This window comes from Enterobacter ludwigii (assembly GCF_001750725.1).
In the GTDB taxonomy this organism is placed as follows: Bacteria; Pseudomonadota; Gammaproteobacteria; order Enterobacterales; family Enterobacteriaceae; genus Enterobacter; species Enterobacter ludwigii.
On the sequence record NZ_CP017279.1, the window covers coordinates 2,133,325 to 2,159,943 of the forward strand.

Consider the following 26,619-nt stretch of genomic DNA (forward strand, 5'->3'; position numbering starts at 1 on the left):
TGCGGTGCATTCAGCCGTTGCCTCGTCTGACACGCAGAACGTACTCTCTACTCAAATAAGCCCGGTCGCCGCCGCGTAACACGCGATCTGCGTCTTGTTAGGCGCATTGAATTTCTTCTGCATATTCTTCTGATGAAAGTTAACCGTATTCTCTGAGATGGAGAGAATGATCGCAATTTCCGCCGAGGTCTTCCCTTCCGCGGTCCATTTAAGAATTTCCCGTTCACGTTTGCTGAATTTCATCTCAGGCGGCATCACCATCTCATCTTCAAATCGAATCAACGATGTTAAGGCCACTTGCACCAGCAGTTGTAACCGCAGCTCTATTTCCTCGTGGTCTAACGGGCTCTCCAGCATGCTAGTACGAGAAACCGACAGAAAACCGAGAGCATGATTCGGCAGCATCAGACACTGCGTTATTCCTGTACGTAAGCCGTGCTCCCGTGCGCTATGCCATAATTCCTCAGCATCCGCGAATAATTCGTCAGTCCAGGGTAAATGCCCCTGGATGAAATTCTCCGGTTTTAACACCGGGTCAATGGCGAAATAATTCTTCGACTGATATTGCGCCTGCCACTGTGGCGGATAAGTGGTATGCACAGAAATCTTAGGCCGCGTAAAAGGCACGGGATGGCGTACGCAGAGTGCGTAATAATCAAATTCTAGCGCCTGAGTTTGTCGCTGAAGTTCCTGATATACCTCGTCGGCACAGGTCAATTTCTGAAACCGGAGGGAGCATTCCCGTCGCCAGGTGAAAAAGTCTGAATCCTTCATACTTACTAAATGAAGCCTCTGAAATGATATTCATTATTATGGTGAATATAACCTAACACATAAAACTTATTTCTAACCACAAAATATCGGCAACAGCACAATTAACTTTACGTTTGATAAGGTTTATTGGGCCTGAGCGGAATAAAAAAACACGGTGTCGGGCGCAGGGGGAGAATAATTTGCCCCAGATAAATTTTCTGGAGCAAATTAGTGCAAAAATTCTACTGCATGAGGAATTTTTCAAGGAACTGACGGGTTCGCGGCTGCTGTGGGTTGGCAAATAAGTGTTTTGCCGGCCCCTGCTCCACGATCCTTCCCTGATCCATGAAAATGGCGCGGTCCGCCACGTCACGAGCGAAACTCATCTCGTGGGTAACGATAACCATTGTGCGTTTCTCCTGTGCCAGCTGGCGTATGGTGTTCAGCACCTCGCCCACCAGCTCAGGGTCGAGCGCAGAGGTCGGTTCATCAAAGAGGATCACATCCGGGCGCATCGCCAGCGCGCGGGCAATCGCCACACGCTGCTGCTGACCGCCTGACAGGCGGCGCGGGTAGCTGGTTTCTTTACCGGCCAGCCCGACTTTTGCGAGCAACTCGCGCGCGCGAACCGTCGCGTCCTCTTTGGCTTCCCCTTTTACAATGACCGGGCCTTCAATGATGTTCTCCAGCACCGTCCGGTGTGGGAAGAGATTGAAGTTCTGGAAAACAAAGCCCACATGCTGGCGCAACTGGCGAATCAGACCTTTTTGCTGGCTGATGGATTTGCCGGTATCAATCGTAATATTCCCCACCCGAATCGTGCCTTCTTCAGGCTGTTCAAGCAGGTTGATGCTGCGCAGCAGCGTTGTTTTCCCGGAACCACTCGGGCCGATAATGGCGACCACTTCGCCCTGCTCTACCTCCAGATCAATCCCGTGGAGCACCGTTTGACCGTGGAATTTTTTCACCAGGTTTTTAACGTCGATAGCACTCATTTTGGATCACGCTCCTGGCGGTTAAGCTGGTTTTCGAAATAGTTTTGCAAGGCGGATAACACTGTCGCCATTACCCAGTAAATCAGCGAGGCCGCCAGATACATGGTGAACACTTCCAGGGTGCGCGAGGTAATAAGCTGCGCCTGACGGAACAGTTCCGGGACCTGAATGGTGGCCGCCAGCGACGTGTCTTTCACCAGGCTGATAAAGCTGTTGCTGAGCGGCGGAAGCGCCACACGCGCCGCCTGAGGCAGAATGGCTCTGCGCAGCGTTTGCCAGGGCGTCATACCGATACTGGCCGCCGCTTCCCACTGCCCTTTATCAATGGACGAGATTGCCGCACGCAGCGTTTCAGAGGTGTATGCCGCCGTATTGAGCGACAAACCAATCATCGCCGCCGGGATCGGATCCAGCTCAATACCAAACTGCGGTAAACCGTAGTAGATCATAAAGAGCTGCGCGATAAGCGGCGTGCCGCGAAACACAGAGATATAAAAACGCGCCACCCAGCGTACTGGTAAGACGGGTGACATACGCATTAAGGCCAGCACAAACCCGAGTACCAGTCCGAAGAACATCCCGCCAATACTGAGCTGTAACGTAAATACCGCACCTTTAAGCAGGTACGGCAGGGAATCAATAACCAGTTGAATACTTTCTTGCATTATTATTTTTCGACCTGATTTTAGACATGAGGATGGTAGGCAAACAGCGCAGGTGCCCCGCCGGTGTGAACAAACAAAATCGGCCCTTCATCCTTAAAGCGCTTCTGTTCAATGCCATCGATAAGACCGGCCATCGCTTTGCCCGTATACACGGGATCAAGCAGTATACCCTCGAGGCGCGCCAGCAATTTCACCGCGTCCATCCCCTCTTCATTAGGCGTGCCGTAGCCTGGTGCAAAATAATCGTCCCAGAGCTCGATATCAGCCGTTGCTTTCAACGCCAGTTGCTCTGCCACCGCCTGCTGTAAGGTGACCACTTTCGGCTTCTGGTCCGCGACGCTACGCGATACCGTCACGCCAATAAGCTCGACATCGGGTAATAATTGCTCCAGACCTACGGCCAGCCCTGCGTGGGTACCTGCACTGCCGGAAGCAACAACGACAGAAGAGAGGCTGACCGCTCCCTCGCATTGCTGGGCAATCTCCAGCGCACTTTCCACATACCCCAGCGCGCCCAGCGCATTCGAGCCGCCGACAGGAATAACGTAGGGACGAAAACCCTGCGCTTCCAGACGCGTCGCCAGTTCATCAAGTTGTGCGGTCGGGTCGGTTAATGCCTCGACCATTTCGACTTGTACGTTAAACAGATCCAGCAGCAGACGGTTGCCGTTAGTCAGATAGTTTTCTGCGTGCGTTCCAATTGGGTTTTCCAGCAATGCCACACAGTGGAGACCCAGCTTTGCGGCCACCGCGGCGGTCTGGCGGACGTGGTTAGACTGAATGGCACCTGCGGTAATGAGCGTATCCGCGCCTTCACGCAGGGCGTCAGCGGCCAGAAACTCCAGCTTACGCAGCTTATTGCCCCCCATCGCCATCGGCGTTACGTCATCGCGCTTGATAAAAATATCGCGTCCTAAATAGTCAGAAAATCGCGGCAGATACTCCAGCGGAGTCGGCGCGCCGATAAACTCCAGGCGGGGAAAGCGCGTTAAATTCTGTAGTGACATGGGTTCTCCGGTAACACAGACTCAAGGTGATATTTTTCATTATGCACGCAGACGCGTAAGAAATAAAAAAGGCGCTTTTAAAAGCGCCTTTTTTTAACGTCAAAGACTTATTTCGTGACGTCTGCCCCGAACCACTTCTCAGAAAGGGCTTTCAGGCTGCCGTCTTTTTGCATGTCAGCAATCGCGGAGTCAATCGCTTTAACCAGGTCGTCGTTGCCTTTACGAACAGCTACACCGGATTCCTGACGAGAGAACGCATCACCGGCTACCGCCAGGGTATTGTTGGTTTTCTTCACCAGATCCAGCGCGGCCAGACGGTCAACCAGAATCGCATCAATACGACCTACGCGGAGATCCTGGTATTTTGTCGGGTCATCATCGTAAGTGCGGATATCCACACCCTGAACGTTCTGGCGCAGCCACTCTTCATAGTTGGTCCCCAGACCGACACCGACTTTTTTGCCTTTCAGGTCAGCGGCCGTTTTGATGGTGCCTTCGTTACCTTTCTTCACCAGCGCCTGGATACCGGACACGGTGTACGGCGTGGAGAAGTCATACTTCTTCTTACGCTCGTCAGAAATGGTCACCTGGTTAATCACCACATCAATACGTTTGGAATCCAGCGACGCCAGCATACCGTCCCATTTGGTCGGTTTGATGGAGGCTTTCACGCCAAGGTGTTTCGCCAGTTCCTGTGCAAATTCCACTTCAAAACCGGTGAGTTTACCGTCATCGCCCTGGAAGCTGAACGGAGGATAGGTTCCTTCCAGCCCGACCAGCAGCGTACCGCGCTCTTTCACTTTATTCAGCAGATTTTCTGCGGCGAACGTTTTCACGCTCATACCCGCGACCAGCGCGACTGCCATTACACCCATCAGCGCCTGACGACCCAGAAGTGCTAATTTCATAAATACCCCGATATAGTGGAATTTTTGAGTAGTGTAGAGAAATCACCTGCAAGGTCAAAGGCGACTGCGCTACATCTTATTCTTTTTTAATATATATCAGAAGTTGTTCCAGCGTGGGCTTTCTGCTTTATGACACCCGGCATTTGTACCTTATATTGTGCATACTTGCGCAGCGCAATGCGGTAGTTGTTGGTGCTGGTCGCAGGCAGCCACGGCTCAAGATTCTCATCCAGATAGCCGGTCTTCAGCAGATCGCGGGAGATGTTGTTCACGGTGAGATGTTGTCCGAGACGGCGCAGGCGGACGACATATTCGCGTACGGTTCCGTGGCTCATCTCCGTTTGTTCAAACAGGAATTGTTTGAAGCCGATAATGTCGAAGAAGTCGCTTTGCTCTTTGCAGTGGAGATCACCGCAGAAACGGCAAAGTGCCACCCACTCTTTTTGTTCTTCGAGCCATGCTGCTTCATCCATCAACGTGTCGAGGCGTGAAATCGCGATCTTATTAACGATTTCGCCTCGACGAACCAGCGTGATACGATCGAGTAACTTGTTACAGTGGGCGCAATGCGTCTGGCTGTGTTTAAAGTCTTTCAGGTAGCGGCTTAAAGGCCGTCTTTTAGATTGCTGCACCGTCATGATAACTCCTGGTTGTCAATACGTTGTGCGGCATTTTTCAGGTGAATCAATCACCTATAACTTACCCAGCTTTGTGCGTAAACGTTTAATGGCCTGGCTGTGCAACTGGCTTACCCGAGACTCCCCCACTTCCAGAACAGCGCCAATCTCTTTGAGATTAAGCTCTTCCTGATAATAGAGGGTCAACACCAGCTGTTCGCGCTCAGGTAAAGCCTCAATCGCTTCCATTACGCGCTGGCGTAAATTACCTTCCATTAAATGGTGTAACGGGTTTTCTTGCTGATGCTCATCCGTCACCAGCTCGATGCTATCGCCATGCTCTTCTCGCCACTCGTCATAAGAGAAGAGTTGGCTATTATTGGTATCGAGCAACATCTGACGATACTCTTCAACAGCAATGCCAAGACGTTCCGCCACTTCTGTTTCCGTTGCGTTACGTCCCAGTTCCTGTTCCAGCTGCCCCATCGCATGCGCCACTTCGCGCGCGTTGCGGCGAACACTGCGCGGCACCCAGTCGCGGCTGCGCAGCTCATCCAGCATCGCACCACGAATACGCTGAACTGCGTAAGTCGTAAATGCCGTTCCTTGCAGAGCGTCGTATCGGTCAACTGCATTCAATAACCCGATACCGCCCGCCTGTAGCAGATCGTCAAGTTCCACGCTCGCCGGCAAACGCACCTGGAGGCGCAATGCTTCGTGACGCACCAGTGGGACATAACGCTGCCACAGCGAGTGTTTATCCATTACACCTTCAGCGGTATAGAGTGAATTCACGATAAACAGCCCTGCGTTAGTTGAGTTATCGGCATGATTATCCGATTCTGCAGGGCGTTCAATTGGATGAATAGTGGGTAAAATAAGGGGTTATTTGGGGGTTACCGATGCATGCAGGGATAACATGCATCCTGTGGTAAGGATAACGTCAGCCTTTTTTACATAGCAAGAATATACTTGAACATAAATCAGGGTATTGATGGCCTAACTCGTAGCACCCCTCAAGATATTGCTTTGAGATGATATCTGTCTGTAAAAGTTTGTCCCACTGGAAATTAGCGAGCGCCTTGAAAAAAATACCCGTGCGATAAACAACGTTAAGTCCCGCAAGACGGGCATCTCTTTCAAGAGTATCCAGAGAATAAGTACAACGATGGCCATGCTGAAACTCAGCCTCCGTCACCGCACTGTTATGCGAGATTAAGTTCATTTTTACGGCAATCTGTCGGGAGGCGGCATGCGCATTTGGACAAACCAGAAAAAAGTGGCCTTCATCCGTTAACCATTCATTATTAATGCGTTTTAAGAGGTTAACGGGATCGTCAATATGCTCCAGCACATGGGTGAGAATAATATTGTCATAACGCTCCGGCAGTTCAACATCCTCAAAGCGGGAATGCACAAACGAGACATTTTCCCCCAGGCGCTTACTGGCGATATTCATCGCCTCTGCCGAGGCTTCCACGCAGGTGATGTCGCTGAATTTTTCGGTCAATCGTGCGGTAAAATCACCTTTAAAACTACCAAGTTCAAGTAAATTACCCGGCTTAAAAAATGGTGTGAACGCACGGATCATAAAAGGGTGCATCACATCAAAATCAAAGTTATAGGCATACTGATGATCGGCAGTATCTTTGATTTCCAGATTGTAATCACGAAGGGTCATGTTGTTATCTCACTGTGCAAAGTCATGGTTATCTTTGAAGCGTTTGATCTGCCGAAGATAAATCCATGCTTTAGATATAAATGTTGTGCCGACACGTTATTCTTATCGACTTCAAGATTAATTTCCATCACACCCAGGGACTGTAGATGTTCAATGCTTTGAATTAATAGCTTGCTACCCACACCGCAATGCTGGGCGTCAGGCAAAACGGAAACATGAGTAATAAATCCCTGCTGACGCTGCGCGTTATAATAGGCTGCAACCAGTCCGATGAGCGTGTTGTTATGCCAGGCTTCGGTTCGCCATGCCCGCTCCGCTATTTTTTTGGCATAGTCCTGCAACGCGATTATTTCGGTAATAGACGCGACAAAAAGCGGGTCACACTGATTAAAGTGTTCGACGATCTCCTCCGGTGAGGCACGGTTCTGGCAAAACGCCCAGCAATTCATAACACCAGTTCCGCCAGGCCAAATCCTGCTTTGCCAAACGCGTTACCGTTATAAAGCAAATAAACTTTCTCATCGCAGCGGAACAGATGGGGATAGCACTGCATTTCGCTGTCCCAGTCATTCACGGACGCGAGCGACGCCATCTGGCTGTCGTCACGATGCCAGTGGTGTAAATCATCAGACCAGGCATAGCCCAGACGATAGCCGCGCCCCTGCTCTGTGCGGAAATCGAAACACTCACGGAAGCAAAAGACCATATGATAACGGCCATTGATTTCAATCACCGTCGGCAGTGCCTGGCATTCATCGTCCCCCAGTACGGAAGGGATAATTTGCTGGCTGTCACGCTGCCAGTGGATGCCATCGTGTGATTCCGCATGAGCAATTTTATAGATGCGATCCGGAACCGAATCCGGTGTGCGCTTCTTCCAGCCCGTTCCAAAGATGTACCACATGTGGAAACGTTCACGGGTATGTATAACAAAGGCATCTCCCACTAAGTGTGGCTCGTGCAATGAGGGGCCCATCACGGGCCCAGTACCGAAACGGGTGAAGTGTTCGCCATTGTCTGTGCTTACCGCAAAACCAATGGCTGTATCAACCGAGACCGAAACGCGACGATTCCAGCCCGTCGTCCATGCCATGATTTTTCCTTCATGACGCAGAACGTTACAAGGGAAAATACCGTGCTCATCGAATGTGCCCAATTCAGCAGATGCTATCACCGGCTCGGGACTGATACGAAGCACCTCCCGCAAAGATTTATCCATATCCACATAGCAGACACGGCTAATAAACTTTGCTGAATTCGCCTCCCGCTCACGCGTGGAAAAGTAGATTCGGACAAAGTCATTAAACACCAGCGCTTGCGGAGACTGGGCAAAACCCACCCCATTTGCCAGAGGAGGAACCTGTGAAGGCGAATAGATAAGCCCGTGCTTACGCCATTTCAGGGTCAGCATAATTTGCCCTCAAGTTGTGCCAGGCCAAAGCCATAGCGGCCCACCTGATCCCCCAGATAAGCCATGTAAATATTGCCATCGAGTTCAAAAACGTGTGGGTAGCTGATCATTTCTGCATCCCATCCGGAAGCAGAAACGTCAATGCCAGCTTTGCTATCATCCCGGTGCCACGACATCATATCCAGACTCCACGCGTAGCCGATGCGGTAACCGTTCTGCTTTCCGCGGTAATGGGCGCTGTAGCGGTAGCAAAAAAACATATGGTATTTGCCGTTGGCGTAAAAAACATCCGGGCTGGCCTGTGCCTCGTCCTCTTCGATACGGCTGGGGATCAGATCTTTATTCAGCTTCGTCCAGTTGATGCCATCTTCAGATGTCGCCATGCGAATCTTGTAGACCGGCTCTGCGCGGCCATCCACCCATTTCCATTTGCGACCAGCAATATAAAAAAGCTGCCATTGGTTATTGAATCTTCGAATTTTCGGCCCACTCATTACAAACGGCTCATCCGGAGAGTAACCGATTGCTGGCCCCGGACCCGCTTTAACAAAGGTCTCCCCCTGGTCATGGCTTACTGCCATGCCAATTGCCACGTTGAACGGCACCGATTCGCAGCGAGTCCAGCCTGCATACCAGGCTTTTACCACATCCTTATCGCGCATCACGGAGACGGGATAGGTACCAAATTCGTCAAATTCTCCGTATCCACCCAGCGGGAGAATCGGTTCACGGGCAAAGCGCAATACCTGGAAGAGATCGTCACGAGCCAAATCCACCCAAGCGGAATAGCTGACATATTTCCCCTGTTCATCAGCAGGCGGGCGGCAGGAGAAATAGACGCGCACGAAATCATCAAAGATCAGCGTCGCAGGGGCCTGAGCAAACTCTTTAAGCCAAGGGAGATGAGTCACCTCCTGCGGGGTAAAGACCTTACCCAATTTTTTCCATGTAAACATATTAAATTAACTCATAACCAAGTTGCAGGCGACGAACCACCTCATCGCGAGAGTTAAACATCATGACGTCAATAATGGACAGCCAGGGAATAAACGCCGCGTCAGAATGCGGGTAGTGCCACGGTTGCGGCTGGATAAATTGCAGCTGAAGCCCGCGTTCGACAAAATCCTGCCGGGAATAGAGCGCCATGCCCCCCGGGGGGTTAATATACGTACGGACGTTCATCACCTGACAAATATCGATGACGCGATCCTGAGACTTTAACGCGTGATTCGCCGGTAACGAAGACGAGACAATTAGCTCACACGAGAAGCCAAAATAGTCCCGCAACCGGTTCAGGCCCAGCCACAGATAATTAAAAAGATTATCCTCCGGGTTCTGAATAATCTCCTCAACGATCGGCATTACCGCGGAAAATGAGGGTGCGTGGCGATACGCACCGACAATTTGATTGCACAGCTTATTGCGGTCAAATGCTGCTGAGAGCTGCCGCTCCCTGATATCCAGAAAGTCCGAGTCTTTTTTTAGTGGCAGCGAGATTAATGACTCCGCACCGCGAACCTGAATACGGTTACGGTTAATCCACCCTTTTTTCGTGTACTTGATGTTGTCATACACCACGAAAGCATCCACTGCCGCCATCAGTTGGAAATAGCCGCAATACGGGAAAAAATAGGGTTGCATGATCGCCAGCTTCATCGGTTTTCTTTCCTATCCATTGACCACAAGCGCAGGCTCTGCCGCACGGGCGGCATTGATAAAGAGTTCCTGGATAATCTCAATAATACGACGTTGATCGGCCACCAGTAGTCCGGGATAGATGGGCAGGCAGAGCACCGCATGAGAAATTTCATCGGCAACCGGGAGATGTTGTGCATTCGCCGTCGGGAAGTGGCGATACATCGGGAACGCGCTGATAAGCGGATAGAAATAACGGCGGGCATAGATATTATGCTTGCGTAATTCCGAATAGATAGCATCCCGGCTGACCGCCGAATCTTCGCGGATAAGTACCGGGAAGTAGGAGTAATTCCATTCAATATTACTGGCAGGTTTAATGTACTCCAGCGCCGGAAGAGCGGAATCGAGCAGTTCAACGTAACGTTGATAAATAACCGCGCGTTCCTGCAGCGCACTGTCAATATACTTTAACTGCAGCAGCCCCATGGCCGCCTGCACTTCATTCATTTTGGCGTTAATACCCGGCGCCATCACAATGGTTTCATCGGCAAAACCAAAGTTTTTAAGATAATCGATGCGCTGCTTGGTTTTGGCATCATGGCAAATAATGGCCCCCCCTTCGAAGGTATTAAACACCTTTGTGGCATGGAAGCTCAGTACGGACAGATCGCCATAATTGAGAATGCTGGCGTTATCCTGTTTGACGCCGAAACAGTGGGCCGCATCGTAAATCACCTTCAGTCCATAGGTATCGGCAATCTTCTGGATGCGTTCCATATCGCACGGAATACCATAGCAGTGGACTGGCATGATCGCCGTCGTTTTAGGCGTAATCAGTTCTTCAATGCGATCCGGATCGATATTAAAAGTGGCGGGGTCAATATCAGCAAACACCGGTGTTAAATCATTCCACAGCAGGCTGTGAGACGTGGCGACAAAAGAGTATGGCGTGGTGATCACTTCACCGGTTATACGCAATGTCTGAAGCGCCGTCAGCAACGCGAGCGTGCCGTTGGAGAACAGGCAGACATGTTTTACCCCAAGATACGCCGCCAGCGCCTCTTCCAGTTGCTGATGGAATTGCCCGCTGTTGGTCAAAATTTTACTTTCCCACAAGGTCTCCAGGTAAGGGATGAACTCCTCAAGGGGCGGAAGAAGTGGACTGGTAACGTAGACATTTTTCATAAGTTAATCCTCAGTACCTGATACCTGGAAACTGCGGGGTGCTTCATCAGCACACCATTTTCGCCAGGCCCCGCGCAGGGCCTGCTGGAAAGGAATCGCCACATTGCTCTGGCTCTGGAGTGGGATTGTGCTCCGCATGCTTTGACGCAAAGCGCTGAGGGTTTCCAGTCGGGTTTGCCAGCTAACGGCCTTGTCGAAATAGTCTTGCTGACTTTCCGCCACAAACTCATCCAGCCCGTAAATATGCAAGATCTCCAGCCCCTGCCGCGCGGGATAGGTTGCGCCTGCCAGGGTAAGCGTCGGGACGCCCATCCATATGCCATGACTGGTGGTGGTTCCCCCGTTGTACGGGAAGGAATCAAGCAACATGTCTACCTCATGATGCATATGAAGATACGACTCCAGTCCCGTCGTTTTACGGAAGATAAGCTGCTCATCCGATACGCCCAGCGCATTGAGCTTTTTGCGGTAGCGGGCGATCATCGCATCGTCATCCATAAAACCAATCAGCAAACGTGACGTGGCGTTATGCAGCAGAATGCGCGCCCACAACGCAAAGACCTGGTCATTCAATTTTTTCGGGCGGTTGAAACTACCGTAGGTAAACCAGCCGTTCGTTAGGGCTGGCAAGGCATTGACGTCAGGGCTGGAAGCATCCGGCTCAAAGAAGTTATCGAGTGGAATCGCGATCAGCTTTTCAGTGAACTGAGCGTCTATCGCAGCATTCCTGACAAACCCGGTGCTGATAATGCGGTAATCCATCTGCCGCATCCCGGTCGTGCCCGGGTAACCGAGCCAGGTGATTTGCACCGGCGCAGGCTTAAAGGCAAACGCGGGTAAACGCGTCCCGGTGGTATGACCCGAGAGATCAAAAAGAATATCAATCCCGTCGCTGTGGATCTGTTTTGCCAGCTCAACGTTATTGAGATGGGTAACAGATAACCACTTCGTCGAGGTGTTACGGAAGTGCTCCGTGACGGCATCATCTTTATCCAGCGTACTATATCCGTAGAGGGAAAACCGCTCCCGATCCATGCCGTCCCAGAACGGGCGCAGGAAGCGGCTTACGGGATGGTTACGGAAGTCTCCGGAGACAAAGCCGACGCGCAACGGCCGCTCAGGATCCTTACTACCCTGCCACGGCAGCGCCAGGTCGAAGTTTGTCGCCCACTCGGTCACCAGTTCACCATAGGCAAGATGGCGATTGAAAAGCACTTCCGGCGAGACAGAAAAATCGTGGGTAAGAACAAACAGCAGGCTGGTGAAACAGTCAAAATCACCCGGCGCAAACTCGAGCGATTTCTCGAGGAAATAGCGTGCTTCCGTCAGTTTCTGATTATCACTGAGAATAATGCCCATCATCGCGAGATGCAGCGGATTCGTGGCGTTATAGCGCAACGATTCCCTGGCGCAGCGTTCAGCCATGGCCATATTGCGACGCGCATGATAAACCACCGCCAGCGTATTCCAGAATGACGCATTATGTTTATTCAACCGCAGCAGCGCCTGCAGGATCCGGGCGGCATAATGCAGCTCACCTTTTTTCTGCAGCACGGTTGCCAGGTCGAACCAGATATCCTGCCCAGCAGAGTAGCGGCTCATGAGCTGGCAGAGTGCCAACAGAGCCTCGTCCCAGTCGCCCATCAGCAGGCTTGCACGGGAAGAGCAGCGAAGCAGATGCAGATTATGAGGATCGTTTTCAATCTGTCCCGTAATGTAATCGCGCGCGTCTTTCGCCAGACCTGCGGCAATCAGCGCGTTTACGTTTTGGTAAATGAGATCGATGCCAGGATCCTGTTCATCCCTCTCCCCTGCCATAATCTGCCCGTCAACAAGTAAACCGCCCTGTTGCGATCCGACATTAAGCAGTAAAAGCGTATCAATGTTGCTTTTAAGGTAGTCGACATCCCCCAGACGCAAAAAACGCTGCAGTGCTTTGCGCCAAGCTTCAGGGGTACCTTTCAATAGTCCTTTCGCCTTCAGTGCAGAAAAGCACTCTCGGCTTCTGGCCTGATTCACATCCATGCCGGCAATCGCGAACTCCCGTTCGTCGTCACTGAGGGTCACACGCTCCCCCCAGAGATTAAGCATGATGTCAAAGTCTTGCCCTACCAGAAGAGGAGCAATTAACGTGAGTTCACTTTCAGGCTGAACATTGTAAGGCCCCGGTGAACCCGCCCAGTGGAGCCCCGGAATTTGGTTGAGAAAGAGATCTTTTAGAGATTCAAGTACGCTCTGGGAGACATCCTCCTCTTTTTCGGGAAGACGAGCGTTGCTCACCAGTTGATCAAATGACAGGCTCAGCGGCCATGCGCCGCCAAGCAGATCGAGAATATGCAGCGTCGTGGTATTTTGCGTCGAGAAAAATTTCCCTTCAGCGTTGGTGTGAGCATTGACGATCTCGCCGCGATCGTTGCGGCAACGTCTGAAATCACCGGCCCAGTGCAGCGTGTTTAACCGGGTAAAATCCAGCGCCGCCGCGTTAACAGTATCATCACGGGAAAGCAGGCTGACGCGCTCGCGACGGTTGACGGCAAAATCGAGATATTGCTGCGCGGCAATCGATGCCTGCCCAGATGAGACCAGTGCGTGCAGCTGATGAATTTGCTCGCTAAAGCTCTCACCCGTTTCGTACTGAGGCAGCGCATCCCCCACGTAGCGCAGCCCGCAGGATGAGAGAGTATCGGTGAACTGAAGGAACTGCCCGGAGATGTGCGTGGCGCTTGCCAGGCTCTCAATAAGGGTCGTGTCGTCAACGCGCTCCATCGCGAGCACATAGTCTTTGATCTCCCCTTCCGGCTGGGTCAATGCCAGATAGCTGAGCATACCACGAGCAAAAGCAACCTTCTCATCTGACCGGCCCGCAAGGCGTGCGTGGAAGGCCAACGCATCCTGAACGTATTGTGCCGCGGATTCAGGCGGGGTAAAAATCTGGTGGATGGCAATAATGCCATACGCCGACAGGTGGCGACGACACCACTGCAACAGCGCGTCACGCTCTGGCATGCCTGCAGGAATAAAGTCCCCGCGAATAAGAATGTAATCGAACTCACCCGGTGACACGTTCAGCACATCGTTAAGACCCGCCGCAACCAGTTCAATACTGACGATACCCAGACGCTGCGCCTGCCTCTGCCCCGCTGCAATAGCGTCTTCGTTAATATCAATACCTATCCCGACACAATCAGGCCAGGCCAGCGCAGCGGATAACAACACCTCGCCCTGTCCGCAACCTAAATCCAGGACGCGTGCATTCTCAAATGCCCCGGCAGGAAACTGATACAGGGCAGCGGCGGCCTGCAGACCCGATAGCGTGAATCGATTATCTGGATACAACATACAGAGAAAGTTCCATGAGTTCAGTGGTTAGCCAAAATAGGTTTGTTGCATCGCAGCTTTGTAGTTCTGGTACGCTTCGCCGCCTGATTTTTGCGTGGTCACTGTCCAGCTGAACGTGGCGTCGGTGTAGCGAATATCGATCAGTTTCTCCAGCGGCTCGCGATGAATGGCCATCTGCTCAACCGCAGGCAGTGCATCCAGCGCGACAGAAAGTGCGACCTGGTCGAGGAACCACTCCGCATTGCCGCGGCGTAGATTCCAGTCAATAAATGTCGCAACAAGCGACAGGTATTTACGCGAAAGCATCCCCGGAGCCGTATAGACAAAGCCGGCGGGAACCTGCTCCCATGGCGGTGCGCCGTTACTGTAAGAGAGGACAATTTCCTTATCAGGAAGATGTTGCTTAATATCGGCCCAGTTCTTACGAACGAGACAATCTGCATCAAGAACAATAACTGGAGAGGTGAACACGCTCAGTGCATAGCTGAGGAAAACAAAACGTCTTGAGGCGTACCAGACATTGATACCAAAAACGGGCGCAATCTTTTCGGCTGTCGCCGATATCACCATTCCCGGAAAATGCTGGTGCAGCGAATGAACGTGCGCCTTTGTCTCATCATCAGGGTTATAAAGATGCAGGTGAACGTTAAGCTGGTCGCCGTTGGTATGGAAGATCGAACCTAACAGCGTCAGGGCGTGATCGAAGTAATAGCGTTTGTCGCACGCTACCAGAACCGTTGTTTTTCCGTTTTCCTCTGCCGAAAGAAGCCACTCGTAGTGCGAAAAATCAGGCTCATAATCAGGCATATTCAGGGCGGAGAAATCGATGAACGTTTCAGGGCAGCCACCCAGTTTATGAATCCCCGTGACGATCATTAGCATCGTTAACGCGTCTTCACCAATATGTTCAGGATCGGCGGTCAGCTGCTGGATAAGCGTCTGCATCTGATTAAAATCATCTTCCATCAGGCACACTAACAGCAATATTTTCATCACGGTTGGGGATGGACTCACCACCGCGTAGTAGTTTGAAATCAGGAATAAGGCGGCGTCAATTTCGTTAATACGGAAGAAAACCTGAATACCCGCCACCAGAAGATTTATGCTGTCGTCATGCTGAAGCGCCTCTACGACCCAACCGGTAATGGTTTCACTCAGCTCTTGCGAAAAGGGTGTTGGCTTGCCCTGGTTTTTAAAATCAAACGCGGCGTTTGCTGCAGCGATCGCGCACAGCATGCGCTTAACAGCGAGTTCTTTTTGTGCATCCAGATCGGTCGTTGCGTCCATGATCTGGGGTTCGAGCGTGGCAATATCAGAATTTTTATAGTGCAGGATTTCGGTTACAACATGCGCAGGCAATGCATCCGTTTCTGGCAAAAAGATTAGCCGTGAAAATTCATCACGGTAATACTGATGCAGCGATCGTGTACGCTCGAACTTGTTCATCCCGATTCTCTTAGTAAGATTGCGATTCTTACCCATCGTACAAGGGAATATTCGAGATAATGGAAGGAACACCCCCGGTAATAATGGCTTATTTCGGAGATTGTCTGGCGGGCAAAAAAAAAGGTTGCTGTCTCCAGCAACCTTTATGAAACAGACGCGGCGATTAACGCAGCAGAGACAGCATAGCCTGAGGAACCTGGTTTGCCTGAGACAGTACAGAAGTACCAGCCTGCTGCAGGATCTGCGCGCGAGACATGTTGGAAACTTCGGTAGCGTAGTCAGCGTCCTGGATACGGGACTGAGCAGCAGACAGATTATTGATAGAGTTGTTCAGGTTGTTGATGGTAGATTCAAAACGGTTCTGAATCGCACCCATGTTAGAACGCGCGGTATCAATTTTCGCGATTGCAGCATCAGCAGCAGAGATAACAGCCTGTGCAGAGGCGTTATCGGAGATTGCAGTGCTCAGACCAGCGCTCAGGGTACCAGAGGTCGCGTTGATCAGCGCGTTGCTGTCTACAGAGATGGTGTCGTTAGCAGAAGTACCAGCACCAACCTGAATTTTCAGCGCGGTAGATACAGAGCCGTCCAGCAGTTTTTTACCGTTGAAGTTAGCTGAGCCCGCGATACGGTCGATTTCAGCCAGACGCTGTTTGATTTCAGTGTTGACGGAAGTCAGGTCAGAAGAACCGTTGGTGTCGGTAGCAGCCTGAACAGACAGCTCACGAATACGCTGTAAGTTGGTGTTGATTTCGTTCAGGTTACCTTCAGCAGTCTGAACCAGGGAGATGCCGTCGTTGGCGTTACGCGCCGCCTGGGTCATACCTTTAATCTGGGAGGTCATGCGGTTAGCAATCGCCTGGCCAGCAGCGTCATCTTTCGCGCTGTTGATACGCAGACCAGAGGACAGACGCTCGATAGCAGTGCCCAGAGAAGACTGAGATTTGTTCAGGTTGTTCTGAGTGGTCAGGGACAACAGGTTAGTATTGATAACTGCCATAATTTTAATTCCTTCAAAAATGGTTTCTAGGGTCGGTGCCTAACACTCACGGCGTCTCTCACCGTCAACAAGGTTATCGACGCTCGAACAGCAGACTTTAGAAAATATCGAAGAAAATATTTAATTATTTGTTTTATAAAGATTTATTTTGCTCTAAAGCGGCTACAGAGTGCATGATGAATAAAAGATTAACGCAAAAAATCACCGTCTTATTCTCTTCGGTATATTTCTTCGTCATGCACCCTGTTGATTTAAAACGCGTCATTTAGGTCGCTTATTCAGCGATATATTTTTTAAGCTTGCCGTAAACTTTTCGTCGAACGGGCCGATAAACGACTGAAACATCCATTAAGAAGGAACACTACATGGCGACTATCAGTAATCTCGGGGTGGGCATGCCCGGCCTGTCAGATCTGTACGATAAGCTGCAGGCAGCAGAAGAAACAAAATTGACGGCTATTGCCAAGCAAAAAACCACCTACGACGCGCAGATTACCGGTTACGGCAAATTACAAAGCGCCCTGACGAATCTGCAAACCGCAGCTGCTAAGCTCGCAAAAACAGATACGTGGAACTCAACCTCCATTAGCAGCACCAATACTGCATTTTCGGCTATCAGTACCTCCGGCGCTAACGTTGGTGATGTGACAGTCAACGTGAGCAAGATTGCTAAAGGCCAGGTGCTGACAACCACGCCAGGCACTATCGACAGCAATACTAAGCAGTTAGGTGGCACCACGGGCACCAACAGCCGAACCATTACCATTACCCAGGCAGGCGCTGACAGTAAACCACTGACGGTAACCCTGGCCGATGGCGATACCTCCCTGAACGGGATCGCTAAAGCCATTAATGCTGCCAACGGCAGTGTCTCGGCAAGTGTGGTGAAAGCGGATGATGGCGACTATCGTCTGATGCTGACCTCCAAAACCACCGGTACCGATTCTGATATGACGGTAACAGTGACCGGCGACGATACGCTGAAAGGCATCATTGGCAGTGGCGCACTTACCGAACAGGTAAAATCACAAAATGCCGTCGTTAACGTCAACGGTATCCAGATTGTCCGCCAGACCAATACCATCACTGACGCCATTCCAGGGGTAACATTAACCCTGAAAGCGCAGAGCACGGCCGATGAAACCCTGACCGTAACCCGCTCAACAGACGATAACAAAAAAGCCATTACAGAATGGGTAACTGCCTATAACTCTCTGCAGTCCACCATTGCCTCATTGACGAAATATGAGCCACCTGCGGTGGGGGCAACCGCCCAGTCTTCGAATAACGGCGTACTGATGGGTGACAGTACTATCCGCGGAGTACAATCCGATCTGCGTGCTTTATTGACCAATGTGCAGAGCGGTTCCTATGCCATTATGGCCCAACTTGGCATCACACAGGACCCGGTCAAAGGCGCGGACGGCGCGGTTGGCAACCTGAAAATTGATGATAAGAAATTAACCAAGATCCTCACGGACGATCCGGCTGGTGTACAGGCCTATTTTGTGGGTGACGGGAAAACGACCGGTTTCGCTACCCAGATGAATAACAAGCTAACCGATATGCTGAGCACGTCTGTCGGCAAAGAAGGCGTTATTCAGAATGCGAAGGACGGTATTAACGCCACGCTCAAATCCATCGGCAAACGTTACGACGCGATGGAATTGACGATTGAAGCCACGATGGCGCGCTATAAAAAGCAATTTAACGATTTAGATAAGTTGGTCACAAAATTCAACGGCACGGCCACTTATTTGACCCAACAGTTCAGCAGTAAGTAAGAAAGGAAACGATATGTATAGCAAATCTGGTGTACAAGCCTATCAGCAGGTAGGTCTTGAATCTGCTGTCTTGAGTGCCAGCCCGCACCAGTTGGTTGTCATGTTGTTCGACGGTATCCATAGCGCGCTTATCCGGGCGCGCCTTTTCCTTGAGCAGGGGGACATCCCGGCAAAAGGAGAGGCCCTGTCTAAGGCCATTAATATTATCGAAAATGGCCTTAAGGCTGGGTTAAATATGGATGTGGGAGGAGAACTCCCCCGCAACCTTTCTGCGCTTTATGACTATATGGTACGCCGTTTGTTACATGCCAATCTGCGCAATGACATCGAGGCTATTACCGAAGTCGAGGCTCTGCTGCTCAATATTTCCGACGCCTGGAAGCAAATCGGCCCGGGTTATACTCCCAAGCAGGATTAACTTTAATGAACGACTCCAGCTTATCCCTTAAAAAGTGGCATGCTCTTTATGCGCTTAGCAATACAATGCTGAGCCTTGCTCAATCCGGGAAATGGGATGAGCTTATCGAACAGGAGGTTGCATACGTTTCGCTGGTTGAAGAGATCAGCACGACTCCTTTTCCGCCCGACAGCAAACACATCCAGGATCAGGCGATGGTGATACTGAATCAGGTGCTGCAGAATGAGCTCCTCCTCAAGGATTTGTTGCAGGAAAGAATGAGTGAGTTGAGCGGTCTTATTGCCCAAACCAACAAGCAAAAAAACGTTAACGTTACCTACGGGAAGTTGTCAGGCAACATATTATTTCCCGGAGAGATGAATCATTAATTCACATTAGCGATTCTTGATCCATACTCCAGAAGTCTGCCAAACGGCTTCTGGAGCACGGACGATGAAAAACCCCACCCTGTTACAATGTTTTCACTGGTATTACCCTGCGGGCGGTGAATTGTGGCGAGAGGTCACGGCGTTAGCCCCCAATCTTAATGAAATCGGCATCAATATGATCTGGTTGCCGCCAGCCTGTAAAGGCGCATCCGGCGGGTACTCGGTTGGATACGACACTTACGATCTCTTCGACCTCGGTGAGTTTGACCAGAAAGGCAGCGTCGCCACCAAGTACGGTGACAAAGCTCAGCTGCTGGAGGCCATCGACGCACTCAAAAGTAATGAGATCGCCGTCCTCCTTGACGTGGTGGTTAACCACAAAATGGGCGCAGACGAGAAAGAACCCGTCCGCGTTCAGCGCGTCAACGAACAGGATCGCACGCAGATCGACGATGAGATCATTGAGTGTGAAGCCTGGACACGCTACACCTTCCCTGCCCGTGCCGGGCAATATTCGCAGTTTATCTGGGATTACAAATGCTTCAGCGGCGTCGACCATATTGAAAACCCCGATGAAGACGGCATTTTTAAAATCGTCAACGACTACACCGGTGAAGGCTGGAACGACCAGGTTGATGATGAGATGGGTAATTTTGATTACCTGATGGGCGAAAACATTGATTTTCGCAACCATGCCGTCACCGAGGAAATCAAGTACTGGGCCCGCTGGGTCATGGAACAAACTGGCTGTGACGGTTTTCGTCTGGACGCCGTCAAACACATTCCCGCCTGGTTTTATAAGGAGTGGATTGAGCACGTTCAGGAAGTCGCAACGCAACCGTTGTTTATCGTGGCGGAATACTGGTCCCACGAAGTGGATAAACTGCAGGCCTATATTGACCAGGTCGATGGCAAGACGATGCTGTTCGATGCCCCCCTGCAGATGAAATTCCACGAAGCATCGCGCCAGGGTCGGGAATACGACATGAGCCAAATCTTTACCGGCACCCTGGTCGAAGCCGATCCGTTCCATGCAGTAACTCTGGTTGCCAACCATGACACTCAGCCTTTGCAGGCACTGGAAGCGCCGGTTGAAGCGTGGTTTAAACCGCTGGCCTATGCCCTGATCCTGCTGCGTGAAAACGGAGTGCCCAGCGTCTTTTATCCGGATTTATTCGGTGCCAGCTATGACGATACGGGCGGTGACGGCGAAACCTACCATATTGATATGCCGGTCATCGAGCAGCTTCACGAGCTGATCCTCGCCCGCCAGCGTTTTGCCCACGGCGTGCAGACGCTGTTCTTCGATCACCCAAACTGTATCGCCTTCAGCCGCAGCGGCACCGAAGACGATCCTGGCTGTGTGGTGGTGATGTCGAATGGCGATGACGGCGAGAAAGTGATTTGTCTGGGTGAAAACTACGGCAACAAAACGTGGCGTGATTTTCTCGGCAATCGCGAAGAAACGGTCACTACCGCAGCGGATGGCGAAGGCACCTTTACCTGCAAAGGTGGAAGCGTCAGCGTGTGGGTGATTGAGGATGCGTTGTAGTTGTAAAAGCATCTGACGTGAATTGAATGCCGGGTCAGGCGAAGCTGCCACCCGGCAACATGCACTACGGAAGTTTACTCTCCAGCGGATTTTTGCTCAGATAATCTGCGCACTCTACCGTCGGGCGATCGACCTTCTGTAGCTCCATACCGTCATACTCAAGAACAGAGCCATCGCGCTCCAGCGGATAAATATCCAGCTTGCGGGTGACGTTATAATAACTGTCTGAACGCAGCATGATTTTACCCGGTACAGCGATCACGCGCTGCCACTGACGGCAGTCCAGCGTATCGCCCTCCTCCGTCACCACCAGCGTGGCAATCGCCTCTGGGCTCACCATTTTGCTCTGCGGCCCTTTTGACTGCCAGTACCCTGCCAGATGCGCCGGGACGGGGTGTTTGATCACTTCCTGATAGTTATCCACCTGAACGCACCCGGTCAGTGCCAGCAGCGCGCCAGCAATTGCTATTTTTTTCATCATCTTTCCTGCATTCGAAGAAAAAAATATTGTGGCATTAAAGCGCTTGGGCTGCCAGCGAAGATCGACGGGGCTTAAACCTGCATCCCCATCACTTCCTGATAAGCAGACACAAGCTTGTTACGCACCTGAATCCCCATCTGCAGGGAAACCGAGGCTTTTTGCAAATCGGTCATCACATCATTCAGTGCCACGCCCGGCTCGCCGAGGGTGAACTTCTCCGCCTGAGTACGTGCGGCGGTCTGGGTATCGCTGATACGGTCAAGCGCGGCGTGCAGTTGTCCTGCAAAACTGATGCTCGGTTGTTCTGCCACATTCTGATTACGGGCCGTCATCGCCGTTGCCTGCAACTGACTGATCACCCCTTCAATACCCTGTATAGCCATGACTCTCCCCTGAATGGTTTTTTACGGGGTCAAGACTAACAGCTTGTCAATAAGATAATGGCGGTAAATAGCGTGAAAAAACCAGGTTATTTGACGCATAGAAAATCCTGAATCATCAAATAATGGCAGGGCCATCAATATGGAACTTTTGTCGTGTTTGCCGACCCGGGAGTCAGTTTTGTTTCTCTACACGAATAACGTAAACCACCAGGATTTAAGAGGTGCGCAATGAGTGCAACAGCATCGACAGCGCCACAAAATAAATCACTCGAGTGGATGAACCGCCTTCGCGCGAATCCTAAAATCCCGTTGATCGTGGCAGGCGCTGCCGCAATTGCGATCCTTGTAGCGATGGTCTTGTGGGCGAAAAGCCCTGATTACCGCACGCTTTACAGTAACCTTTCCGATCAGGATGGCGGTGCCATCGTCACCCAGCTTACCCAGATGAACATCCCTTATCGCTTTGCGGATAACGGCGGTGCGCTGGAGGTACCGGCTGATAAGGTGCACGAACTTCGTCTGCGCCTGGCGCAACAGGGACTGCCAAAGGGCGGTGCGGTTGGTTTTGAACTGCTGGATCAGGAAAAATTCGGTATCAGCCAGTTCAGCGAGCAGGTGAACTACCAGCGTGCGCTGGAAGGTGAGCTGGCCCGTACGATTGAAACATTGGGTCCGGTGAAGAGTGCCCGTGTGCACCTGGCCATGCCTAAACCCTCCCTGTTTGTCCGCGAGCAGAAATCCCCGTCGGCCTCCGTCACCGTTAACCTCCAGCCTGGCCGTGCAATGGATGAAGGACAAATCAGCGCGGTGACCCATCTGGTCTCCAGCGCCGTTGCCGGTCTCCCGCCGGGTAACGTGACGCTGGTTGATCAAAGTGGTCATCTGCTGACCCAGTCCAATACCGCAGGCCGCGATCTGAATGACGCGCAGCTGAAATATGCCGCGGATGTGGAAGGTCGCGTGCAGCGTCGCATCGAAGCCATCCTTGGCCCGGTCGTCGGTAACAGCAACGTGCATGCACAGGTAACCGCGCAAATTGACTTCTCTAATAAAGAACAGACCGAAGAGCAATACAGCCCGAATGGCAACCCGGCTCAGGCGGTAATGCGCTCTCGTCAGGTCAATGAAAACGAACAGGTTGGCGGCGCATACCCAGGCGGTGTGCCGGGCGCATTGTCTAACCAGCCAGCACCGGCTAACGCGGCGCCAATCTCAACGCCACCGGCTAATCAGCAGAATGGTCAGCAAACGAATCAGCAGACCACATCAACAGCCAGCACCGCCGGTCCGCGTACCAGCAGTCGTAACGAAACCACCAACTACGAAGTGGACCGTACTATCCGCCACACCAAACTGAACGTGGGCGATGTACAGCGTCTGTCGGTTGCGGTGGTGGTGAACTACAAGACGCTGGCGGATGGTAAACCGTTGCCGTTTACCGCCGAGCAGATGAAACAGATTGAAGACCTGACCCGTGAAGCGATGGGTTACTCCGAGAAGCGCGGCGACACGCTCAACGTGGTGAACTCACCGTTCAACTCGGTTGAAGAGTCAGGTGGCGAACTGCCGTTCTGGCAACAGCAGGCGTTTATCGATCAGCTGCTGTCCGCAGGTCGCTGGCTGCTGGTTCTGATTGTCGCGTGGCTGCTGTGGCGTAAGGGCATTCGTCCTCAGCTCCAGCGTCGTGCTGAAGCTGAAAAAGCGGCGCGCGAACAGGTCAGTACCCGTCAGGAAGTGGAAGATGCGGTTGAAGTTCGTCTCAGCAAAGACGAACAGATGCAGCAACGCCGTGCTAACCAGCGTATGGGCGCCGAGGTCATGAGCCAGCGCATTCGCGAAATGTCAGATAACGATCCGCGCGTCGTGGCGCTGGTCATCCGCCAGTGGATGGGTAACGAACATGAGTAACACGCTTTCAGGCACCGATAAAAGCGTCATCCTGCTGATGACCATTGGCGAAGACCGTGCGGCCGAGGTGTTCAAACACCTCTCGCAACGCGAAGTACAGATTCTCAGTGCGGCAATGGCAAACGTACGCCAGATCTCTAACAAACAGCTGACGGAAGTGCTGTCTGAATTTGAGCAGGAAGCCGAACAGTTTGCCGCGCTCAACGTCAACGCCAACGACTATCTTCGCTCCGTGCTGGTCAAGGCGCTGGGCGAAGAGCGTGCTGCCAGCCTGCTGGAAGACATTCTGGAAACGCGCGATACCGCCAGCGGTATCGAGACGCTCAACTTTATGGAGCCGCAGAGTGCCGCCGACCTTATCCGCGACGAGCACCCGCAGATTATCGCCACCATTCTTGTCCACCTCAAACGTGGCCAGGCGGCCGATATTCTGGCGTTGTTCGAAGAGCGCCTGCGTCACGATGTGATGCTGCGTATCGCGACCTTCGGTGGTGTCCAGCCAGCCGCGCTGGCGGAGCTGACCGAAGTGCTGAACAACCTGCTCGATGGCCAGAACCTCAAGCGCAGCAAAATGGGCGGCGTGAGAACGGCGGCAGAGATCATCAACCTGATGAAAACGCAGCAGGAAGAAGCGGTCATTACCGCCGTTCGCGAATTCGACGGCGAGCTGGCACAGAAAATTATCGACGAGATGTTCCTGTTCGAAAACCTGGTCGAAGTGGACGATCGCAGCATCCAGCGCCTGCTCCAGGAAGTGGATTCCGAGTCGCTGCTTATCGCCCTCAAAGGTGCCGAGCAGCCGCTGCGCGAGAAGTTCCTGCGCAACATGTCTCAGCGTGCGGCAGATATCCTGCGCGACGACCTTGCCAACCGTGGCCCGGTCCGTCTGTCTCAGGTGGAAAACGAACAGAAAGCCATCCTGCTTATCGTTCGTCGTCTGGCGGAAACCGGCGAGATGGTGATTGGCAGCGGAGACGACACCTATGTCTAATGAACTGCCGTGGAAGCGCTGGACGCCCGACGATCTGGCGCCTCCCCTGTCAGAGTTCACACCCGCCGTGCTGTCGCCCGAAGAGGGCGACCCGGATGTCGAGCAGCCTGAGCTGAGCGAAGAAGAGCAGCGCGCGCAGATGCTGGCCCAGTTGCAGATGCAGGCCCACGAGCAGGGCTACACGGCTGGCCTGAACGAAGGACGCCAGAAAGGCCACGATCAGGGGTATCAGGAAGGTCTGGCCAAAGGGTTAGAACACGGCATTGAACAGGCGCGCCAGCAACAGGCTCCACTTCACGCCCGTATGCAGCAGCTGGTCAGCGAGTTTCAGCACACGCTGGATGCGCTGGACAGCGTCATTGCCTCAAGGCTGATGCAGATGGCGCTGGAAGCCGCCCGTCAGGTGATCGGCCACGCGCCGGCGGTGGACAACGCCGCGCTGATTAAACAAATTCAGGGCCTGCTTCAGCAGGAGCCGCTGTTCAGTGGGAAACCGCAGCTGCGCGTGCATCCGGACGACCTCCAGCGCGTGGAAGAGAGTCTGGGCGCGACGCTGAGCCTGCACGGCTGGCGTCTGCGCGGCGACCCGTCGTTGCATCACGGAGGCTGCAAGGTCTCTGCCGATGAAGGCGACCTGGATGCCAGCGTTGCGACCCGCTGGCAGGAACTGTGCCGCCTGGCAGCACCGGGAGTCGTCTGATGACTGCACGCCTCACCCGCTGGCTCAACACGCTCGATAATTTTGAAGCGAAGATGACGCAGCTGCCGTCCGTTCGCCGTTACGGACGACTCACGCGTGCCACCGGCCTGGTGCTGGAAGCCACTGGCCTGCAGCTTCCGCTGGGAGCCACCTGCGTGATTGAGCGTCAGGATGGACAAGAGACGCGTGAAGTTGAGAGCGAAGTCGTCGGTTTTAACGGCCAACGCCTGTTCCTGATGCCCCTTGAAGAAGTTGAAGGTATTCTGCCCGGTGCGCGCGTGTATGCGAAAAACATCAGCGGCGATGGACTGCAAAGCGGGAAACAGCTCCCGCTTGGCCCTGCCCTGCTTGGCCGCGTTCTGGACGGAAGCGGTAAACCGCTGGACGGCCTGCCCTCGCCGGATACCACCGAAACCGGCGCGCTGATCACCCAGCCGTTTAACCCCCTTCAGCGTACCGCCATCGAACATGTCCTCGACACCGGCGTGCGCCCGATTAACGCCCTGCTGACCGTAGGCCGCGGGCAGCGTATGGGCCTGTTTGCCGGCTCAGGGGTGGGTAAATCCGTCCTGCTTGGCATGATGGCACGCTACACCCAGGCCGATGTCATCGTCGTGGGTCTGATCGGTGAACGTGGTCGCGAAGTAAAAGACTTTATTGAAAACATTCTCGGTGCAGAAGGCCGTGCCCGCTCGGTGGTCATCGCCGCACCGGCGGATGTCTCACCGTTACTGCGTATGCAGGGTGCTGCGTATGCCACCCGTATCGCGGAAGATTTCCGTGACCGCGGCCAGCACGTGCTGCTGATTATGGACTCCCTGACCCGCTATGCGATGGCGCAGCGTGAAATCGCTCTCGCCATCGGAGAACCTCCGGCGACCAAAGGTTATCCGCCTTCGGTCTTTGCCAAGCTCCCGGCGCTGGTCGAACGTGCAGGAAACGGCATCAGCGGCGGCGGCTCAATCACCGCTTTTTATACGGTTCTGACCGAAGGCGATGACCAGCAGGACCCGATTGCCGACTCCGCGCGTGCGATCCTCGACGGTCATATTGTGTTATCGCGCCGTCTGGCCGAAGCCGGCCACTACCCGGCAATTGATATCGAAGCATCAATCAGCCGTGCAATGACGGCATTGATCACAGAGAAGCACTACGCCCGCGTGCGTAACTTCAAACAACTCCTCTCCAGCTTCCAGCGCAACCGCGATCTGGTGAGCGTGGGGGCGTATGCCAAAGGCAGCGACCCGATGCTCGACAAAGCGATTAGCCTGTGGCCGCAGCTGGAGGCGTTTTTGCAACAAGGTATTTTTGAACGCGCCGACTGGGAAGACTCACTCCAGGCACTGGAGCTGATTTTCCCGCAGGTGTAACACAGGTGGAGGGCGAAGG

General features: G+C 52.7%; 26 protein-coding genes. 8 read left to right on the forward strand and 18 right to left on the reverse strand.

Features of this window, described 5'->3' with window-relative positions; all coding sequences use genetic code 11:
• Positions 1-51 precede the first annotated feature (51 nt).
• From sdiA to BH714_RS10140, 16 genes are all read right to left on the reverse strand, one after another.
• Positions 52-774 (reverse strand): transcriptional regulator SdiA, encoded by a 723-nt coding sequence (sdiA, locus tag BH714_RS10065; protein WP_014170708.1) that lies wholly within the window; start codon positions 772-774, stop codon positions 52-54.
• Positions 775-995: 221 nt separating this feature from the next.
• Positions 996-1,748 carry an L-cystine ABC transporter ATP-binding protein TcyN gene (tcyN, locus tag BH714_RS10070; protein ID WP_014170709.1) on the reverse strand — a complete coding sequence of 251 codons (753 nt, stop codon included), beginning with the start codon at positions 1,746-1,748 and terminating at the stop codon, positions 996-998.
• A complete protein-coding gene (gene tcyL / locus BH714_RS10075) occupies positions 1,745-2,413 on the reverse strand; it encodes a cystine ABC transporter permease (RefSeq protein ID WP_014170710.1) in 669 nt (222 codons plus the stop codon). Before tcyL ends, tcyN begins: the two co-directional genes overlap by 4 nt.
• Positions 2,414-2,433: 20 nt before the next feature.
• Positions 2,434-3,420 (reverse strand): D-cysteine desulfhydrase, encoded by a 987-nt coding sequence (dcyD, locus tag BH714_RS10080; protein WP_040017818.1) that lies wholly within the window; start codon positions 3,418-3,420, stop codon positions 2,434-2,436.
• A gap of 107 nt (positions 3,421-3,527) precedes the next feature.
• The gene (gene tcyJ, locus BH714_RS10085) at positions 3,528-4,328 is read right to left on the reverse strand and encodes a cystine ABC transporter substrate-binding protein (protein ID WP_020883350.1); all 801 of its coding nucleotides are present in this window, start codon (positions 4,326-4,328) and stop codon (positions 3,528-3,530) included.
• Between the two features lie 86 nt (positions 4,329-4,414).
• A complete protein-coding gene (gene fliZ, locus BH714_RS10090) occupies positions 4,415-4,966 on the reverse strand; it encodes a flagella biosynthesis regulatory protein FliZ (RefSeq protein WP_014170713.1) in 552 nt (183 codons plus the stop codon).
• A 54-nt stretch (positions 4,967-5,020) separates the two neighbouring features.
• On the reverse strand, positions 5,021-5,740 hold the full coding sequence (locus BH714_RS10095; RefSeq protein ID WP_014170714.1) for an RNA polymerase sigma factor FliA: 720 nt from the start codon (positions 5,738-5,740) through the stop codon (positions 5,021-5,023).
• A 148-nt stretch (positions 5,741-5,888) separates the two neighbouring features.
• Entirely contained in the window at positions 5,889-6,626 is a 738-nt protein-coding gene (locus tag BH714_RS10100; RefSeq protein WP_032680753.1) for a class I SAM-dependent methyltransferase, read from the reverse strand.
• Complete coding sequence (locus BH714_RS10105) at positions 6,623-7,075, reverse strand: GNAT family N-acetyltransferase (RefSeq protein ID WP_040017820.1); 453 nt, start codon at positions 7,073-7,075, stop codon at positions 6,623-6,625. The genes BH714_RS10100 and BH714_RS10105 overlap by 4 nt, the downstream gene beginning before the upstream one ends.
• Positions 7,072-8,037, reverse strand: coding sequence for a glycoside hydrolase family protein (locus BH714_RS10110; RefSeq protein ID WP_040017822.1), 966 nt, complete (start codon positions 8,035-8,037; stop codon positions 7,072-7,074). Before BH714_RS10110 ends, BH714_RS10105 begins: the two co-directional genes overlap by 4 nt.
• Positions 8,031-8,993 (reverse strand): glycoside hydrolase family protein, encoded by a 963-nt coding sequence (locus BH714_RS10115; RefSeq protein WP_032680750.1) that lies wholly within the window; start codon positions 8,991-8,993, stop codon positions 8,031-8,033. The genes BH714_RS10110 and BH714_RS10115 overlap by 7 nt, the downstream gene beginning before the upstream one ends.
• A gap of 1 nt (position 8,994) precedes the next feature.
• A complete protein-coding gene (locus tag BH714_RS10120; protein ID WP_032680749.1) occupies positions 8,995-9,693 on the reverse strand; it encodes a WbqC family protein in 699 nt (232 codons plus the stop codon).
• A gap of 12 nt (positions 9,694-9,705) precedes the next feature.
• Positions 9,706-10,860 (reverse strand): DegT/DnrJ/EryC1/StrS family aminotransferase, encoded by a 1,155-nt coding sequence (locus BH714_RS10125; protein WP_032680748.1) that lies wholly within the window; start codon positions 10,858-10,860, stop codon positions 9,706-9,708.
• 3 nt (positions 10,861-10,863) lie between these two features.
• Complete coding sequence (locus BH714_RS10130; protein WP_040017823.1) at positions 10,864-14,199, reverse strand: bifunctional class I SAM-dependent methyltransferase/glycosyltransferase; 3,336 nt, start codon at positions 14,197-14,199, stop codon at positions 10,864-10,866.
• A 27-nt stretch (positions 14,200-14,226) separates the two neighbouring features.
• Positions 14,227-15,645 (reverse strand): hypothetical protein, encoded by a 1,419-nt coding sequence (locus BH714_RS10135; RefSeq protein ID WP_040017824.1) that lies wholly within the window; start codon positions 15,643-15,645, stop codon positions 14,227-14,229.
• A gap of 163 nt (positions 15,646-15,808) precedes the next feature.
• Positions 15,809-16,645: a flagellin N-terminal helical domain-containing protein gene (locus BH714_RS10140; protein WP_028013689.1), complete on the reverse strand. Its 837-nt coding sequence runs from the start codon at positions 16,643-16,645 to the stop codon at positions 15,809-15,811.
• A 365-nt stretch (positions 16,646-17,010) separates the two neighbouring features.
• Here BH714_RS10140 and fliD point away from each other — a divergent pair, with 365 nt between their 5' ends.
• From fliD to amyA, 4 genes are all read left to right on the forward strand, one after another.
• Complete coding sequence (gene fliD, locus BH714_RS10145; protein ID WP_032680745.1) at positions 17,011-18,429, forward strand: flagellar filament capping protein FliD; 1,419 nt, start codon at positions 17,011-17,013, stop codon at positions 18,427-18,429.
• Positions 18,430-18,442: 13 nt separating this feature from the next.
• Positions 18,443-18,847: a flagellar export chaperone FliS gene (gene fliS, locus BH714_RS10150; RefSeq protein ID WP_014170724.1), complete on the forward strand. Its 405-nt coding sequence runs from the start codon at positions 18,443-18,445 to the stop codon at positions 18,845-18,847.
• Between the two features lie 5 nt (positions 18,848-18,852).
• Positions 18,853-19,215, forward strand: coding sequence for a flagella biosynthesis regulatory protein FliT (gene fliT / locus BH714_RS10155; protein WP_014170725.1), 363 nt, complete (start codon positions 18,853-18,855; stop codon positions 19,213-19,215).
• A gap of 64 nt (positions 19,216-19,279) precedes the next feature.
• Positions 19,280-20,767, forward strand: coding sequence for an alpha-amylase (amyA, locus tag BH714_RS10160; RefSeq protein ID WP_020883341.1), 1,488 nt, complete (start codon positions 19,280-19,282; stop codon positions 20,765-20,767).
• 64 nt (positions 20,768-20,831) lie between these two features.
• Here amyA and yedD read toward each other — a convergent pair whose 3' ends face one another.
• Both yedD and fliE read right to left on the reverse strand, forming a co-directional pair.
• Positions 20,832-21,245: a lipoprotein YedD gene (gene yedD, locus BH714_RS10165; protein WP_020883340.1), complete on the reverse strand. Its 414-nt coding sequence runs from the start codon at positions 21,243-21,245 to the stop codon at positions 20,832-20,834.
• Positions 21,246-21,319: 74 nt separating this feature from the next.
• A complete protein-coding gene (fliE, locus tag BH714_RS10170; RefSeq protein WP_014170728.1) occupies positions 21,320-21,631 on the reverse strand; it encodes a flagellar hook-basal body complex protein FliE in 312 nt (103 codons plus the stop codon).
• Positions 21,632-21,859: 228 nt separating this feature from the next.
• On the opposite strand from fliE, the gene fliF reads away from it, so the two are divergent.
• From fliF to fliI, 4 genes are read left to right on the forward strand one after another with little or no spacing between them, the layout of a single operon-like run.
• A complete protein-coding gene (gene fliF / locus BH714_RS10175; RefSeq protein WP_040017828.1) occupies positions 21,860-23,539 on the forward strand; it encodes a flagellar basal-body MS-ring/collar protein FliF in 1,680 nt (559 codons plus the stop codon).
• Complete coding sequence (gene fliG, locus BH714_RS10180; RefSeq protein ID WP_014170730.1) at positions 23,532-24,530, forward strand: flagellar motor switch protein FliG; 999 nt, start codon at positions 23,532-23,534, stop codon at positions 24,528-24,530. Before fliF ends, fliG begins: the two co-directional genes overlap by 8 nt.
• Positions 24,523-25,230 carry a flagellar assembly protein FliH gene (gene fliH / locus BH714_RS10185; RefSeq protein WP_040017829.1) on the forward strand — a complete coding sequence of 236 codons (708 nt, stop codon included), beginning with the start codon at positions 24,523-24,525 and terminating at the stop codon, positions 25,228-25,230. Before fliG ends, fliH begins: the two co-directional genes overlap by 8 nt.
• Positions 25,230-26,600, forward strand: a complete 1,371-nt coding sequence (gene fliI, locus BH714_RS10190; RefSeq protein ID WP_032678467.1) for a flagellar protein export ATPase FliI — start codon at positions 25,230-25,232, stop codon at positions 26,598-26,600. The genes fliH and fliI overlap by 1 nt, the downstream gene beginning before the upstream one ends.
• Positions 26,601-26,619 lie beyond the last annotated feature (19 nt).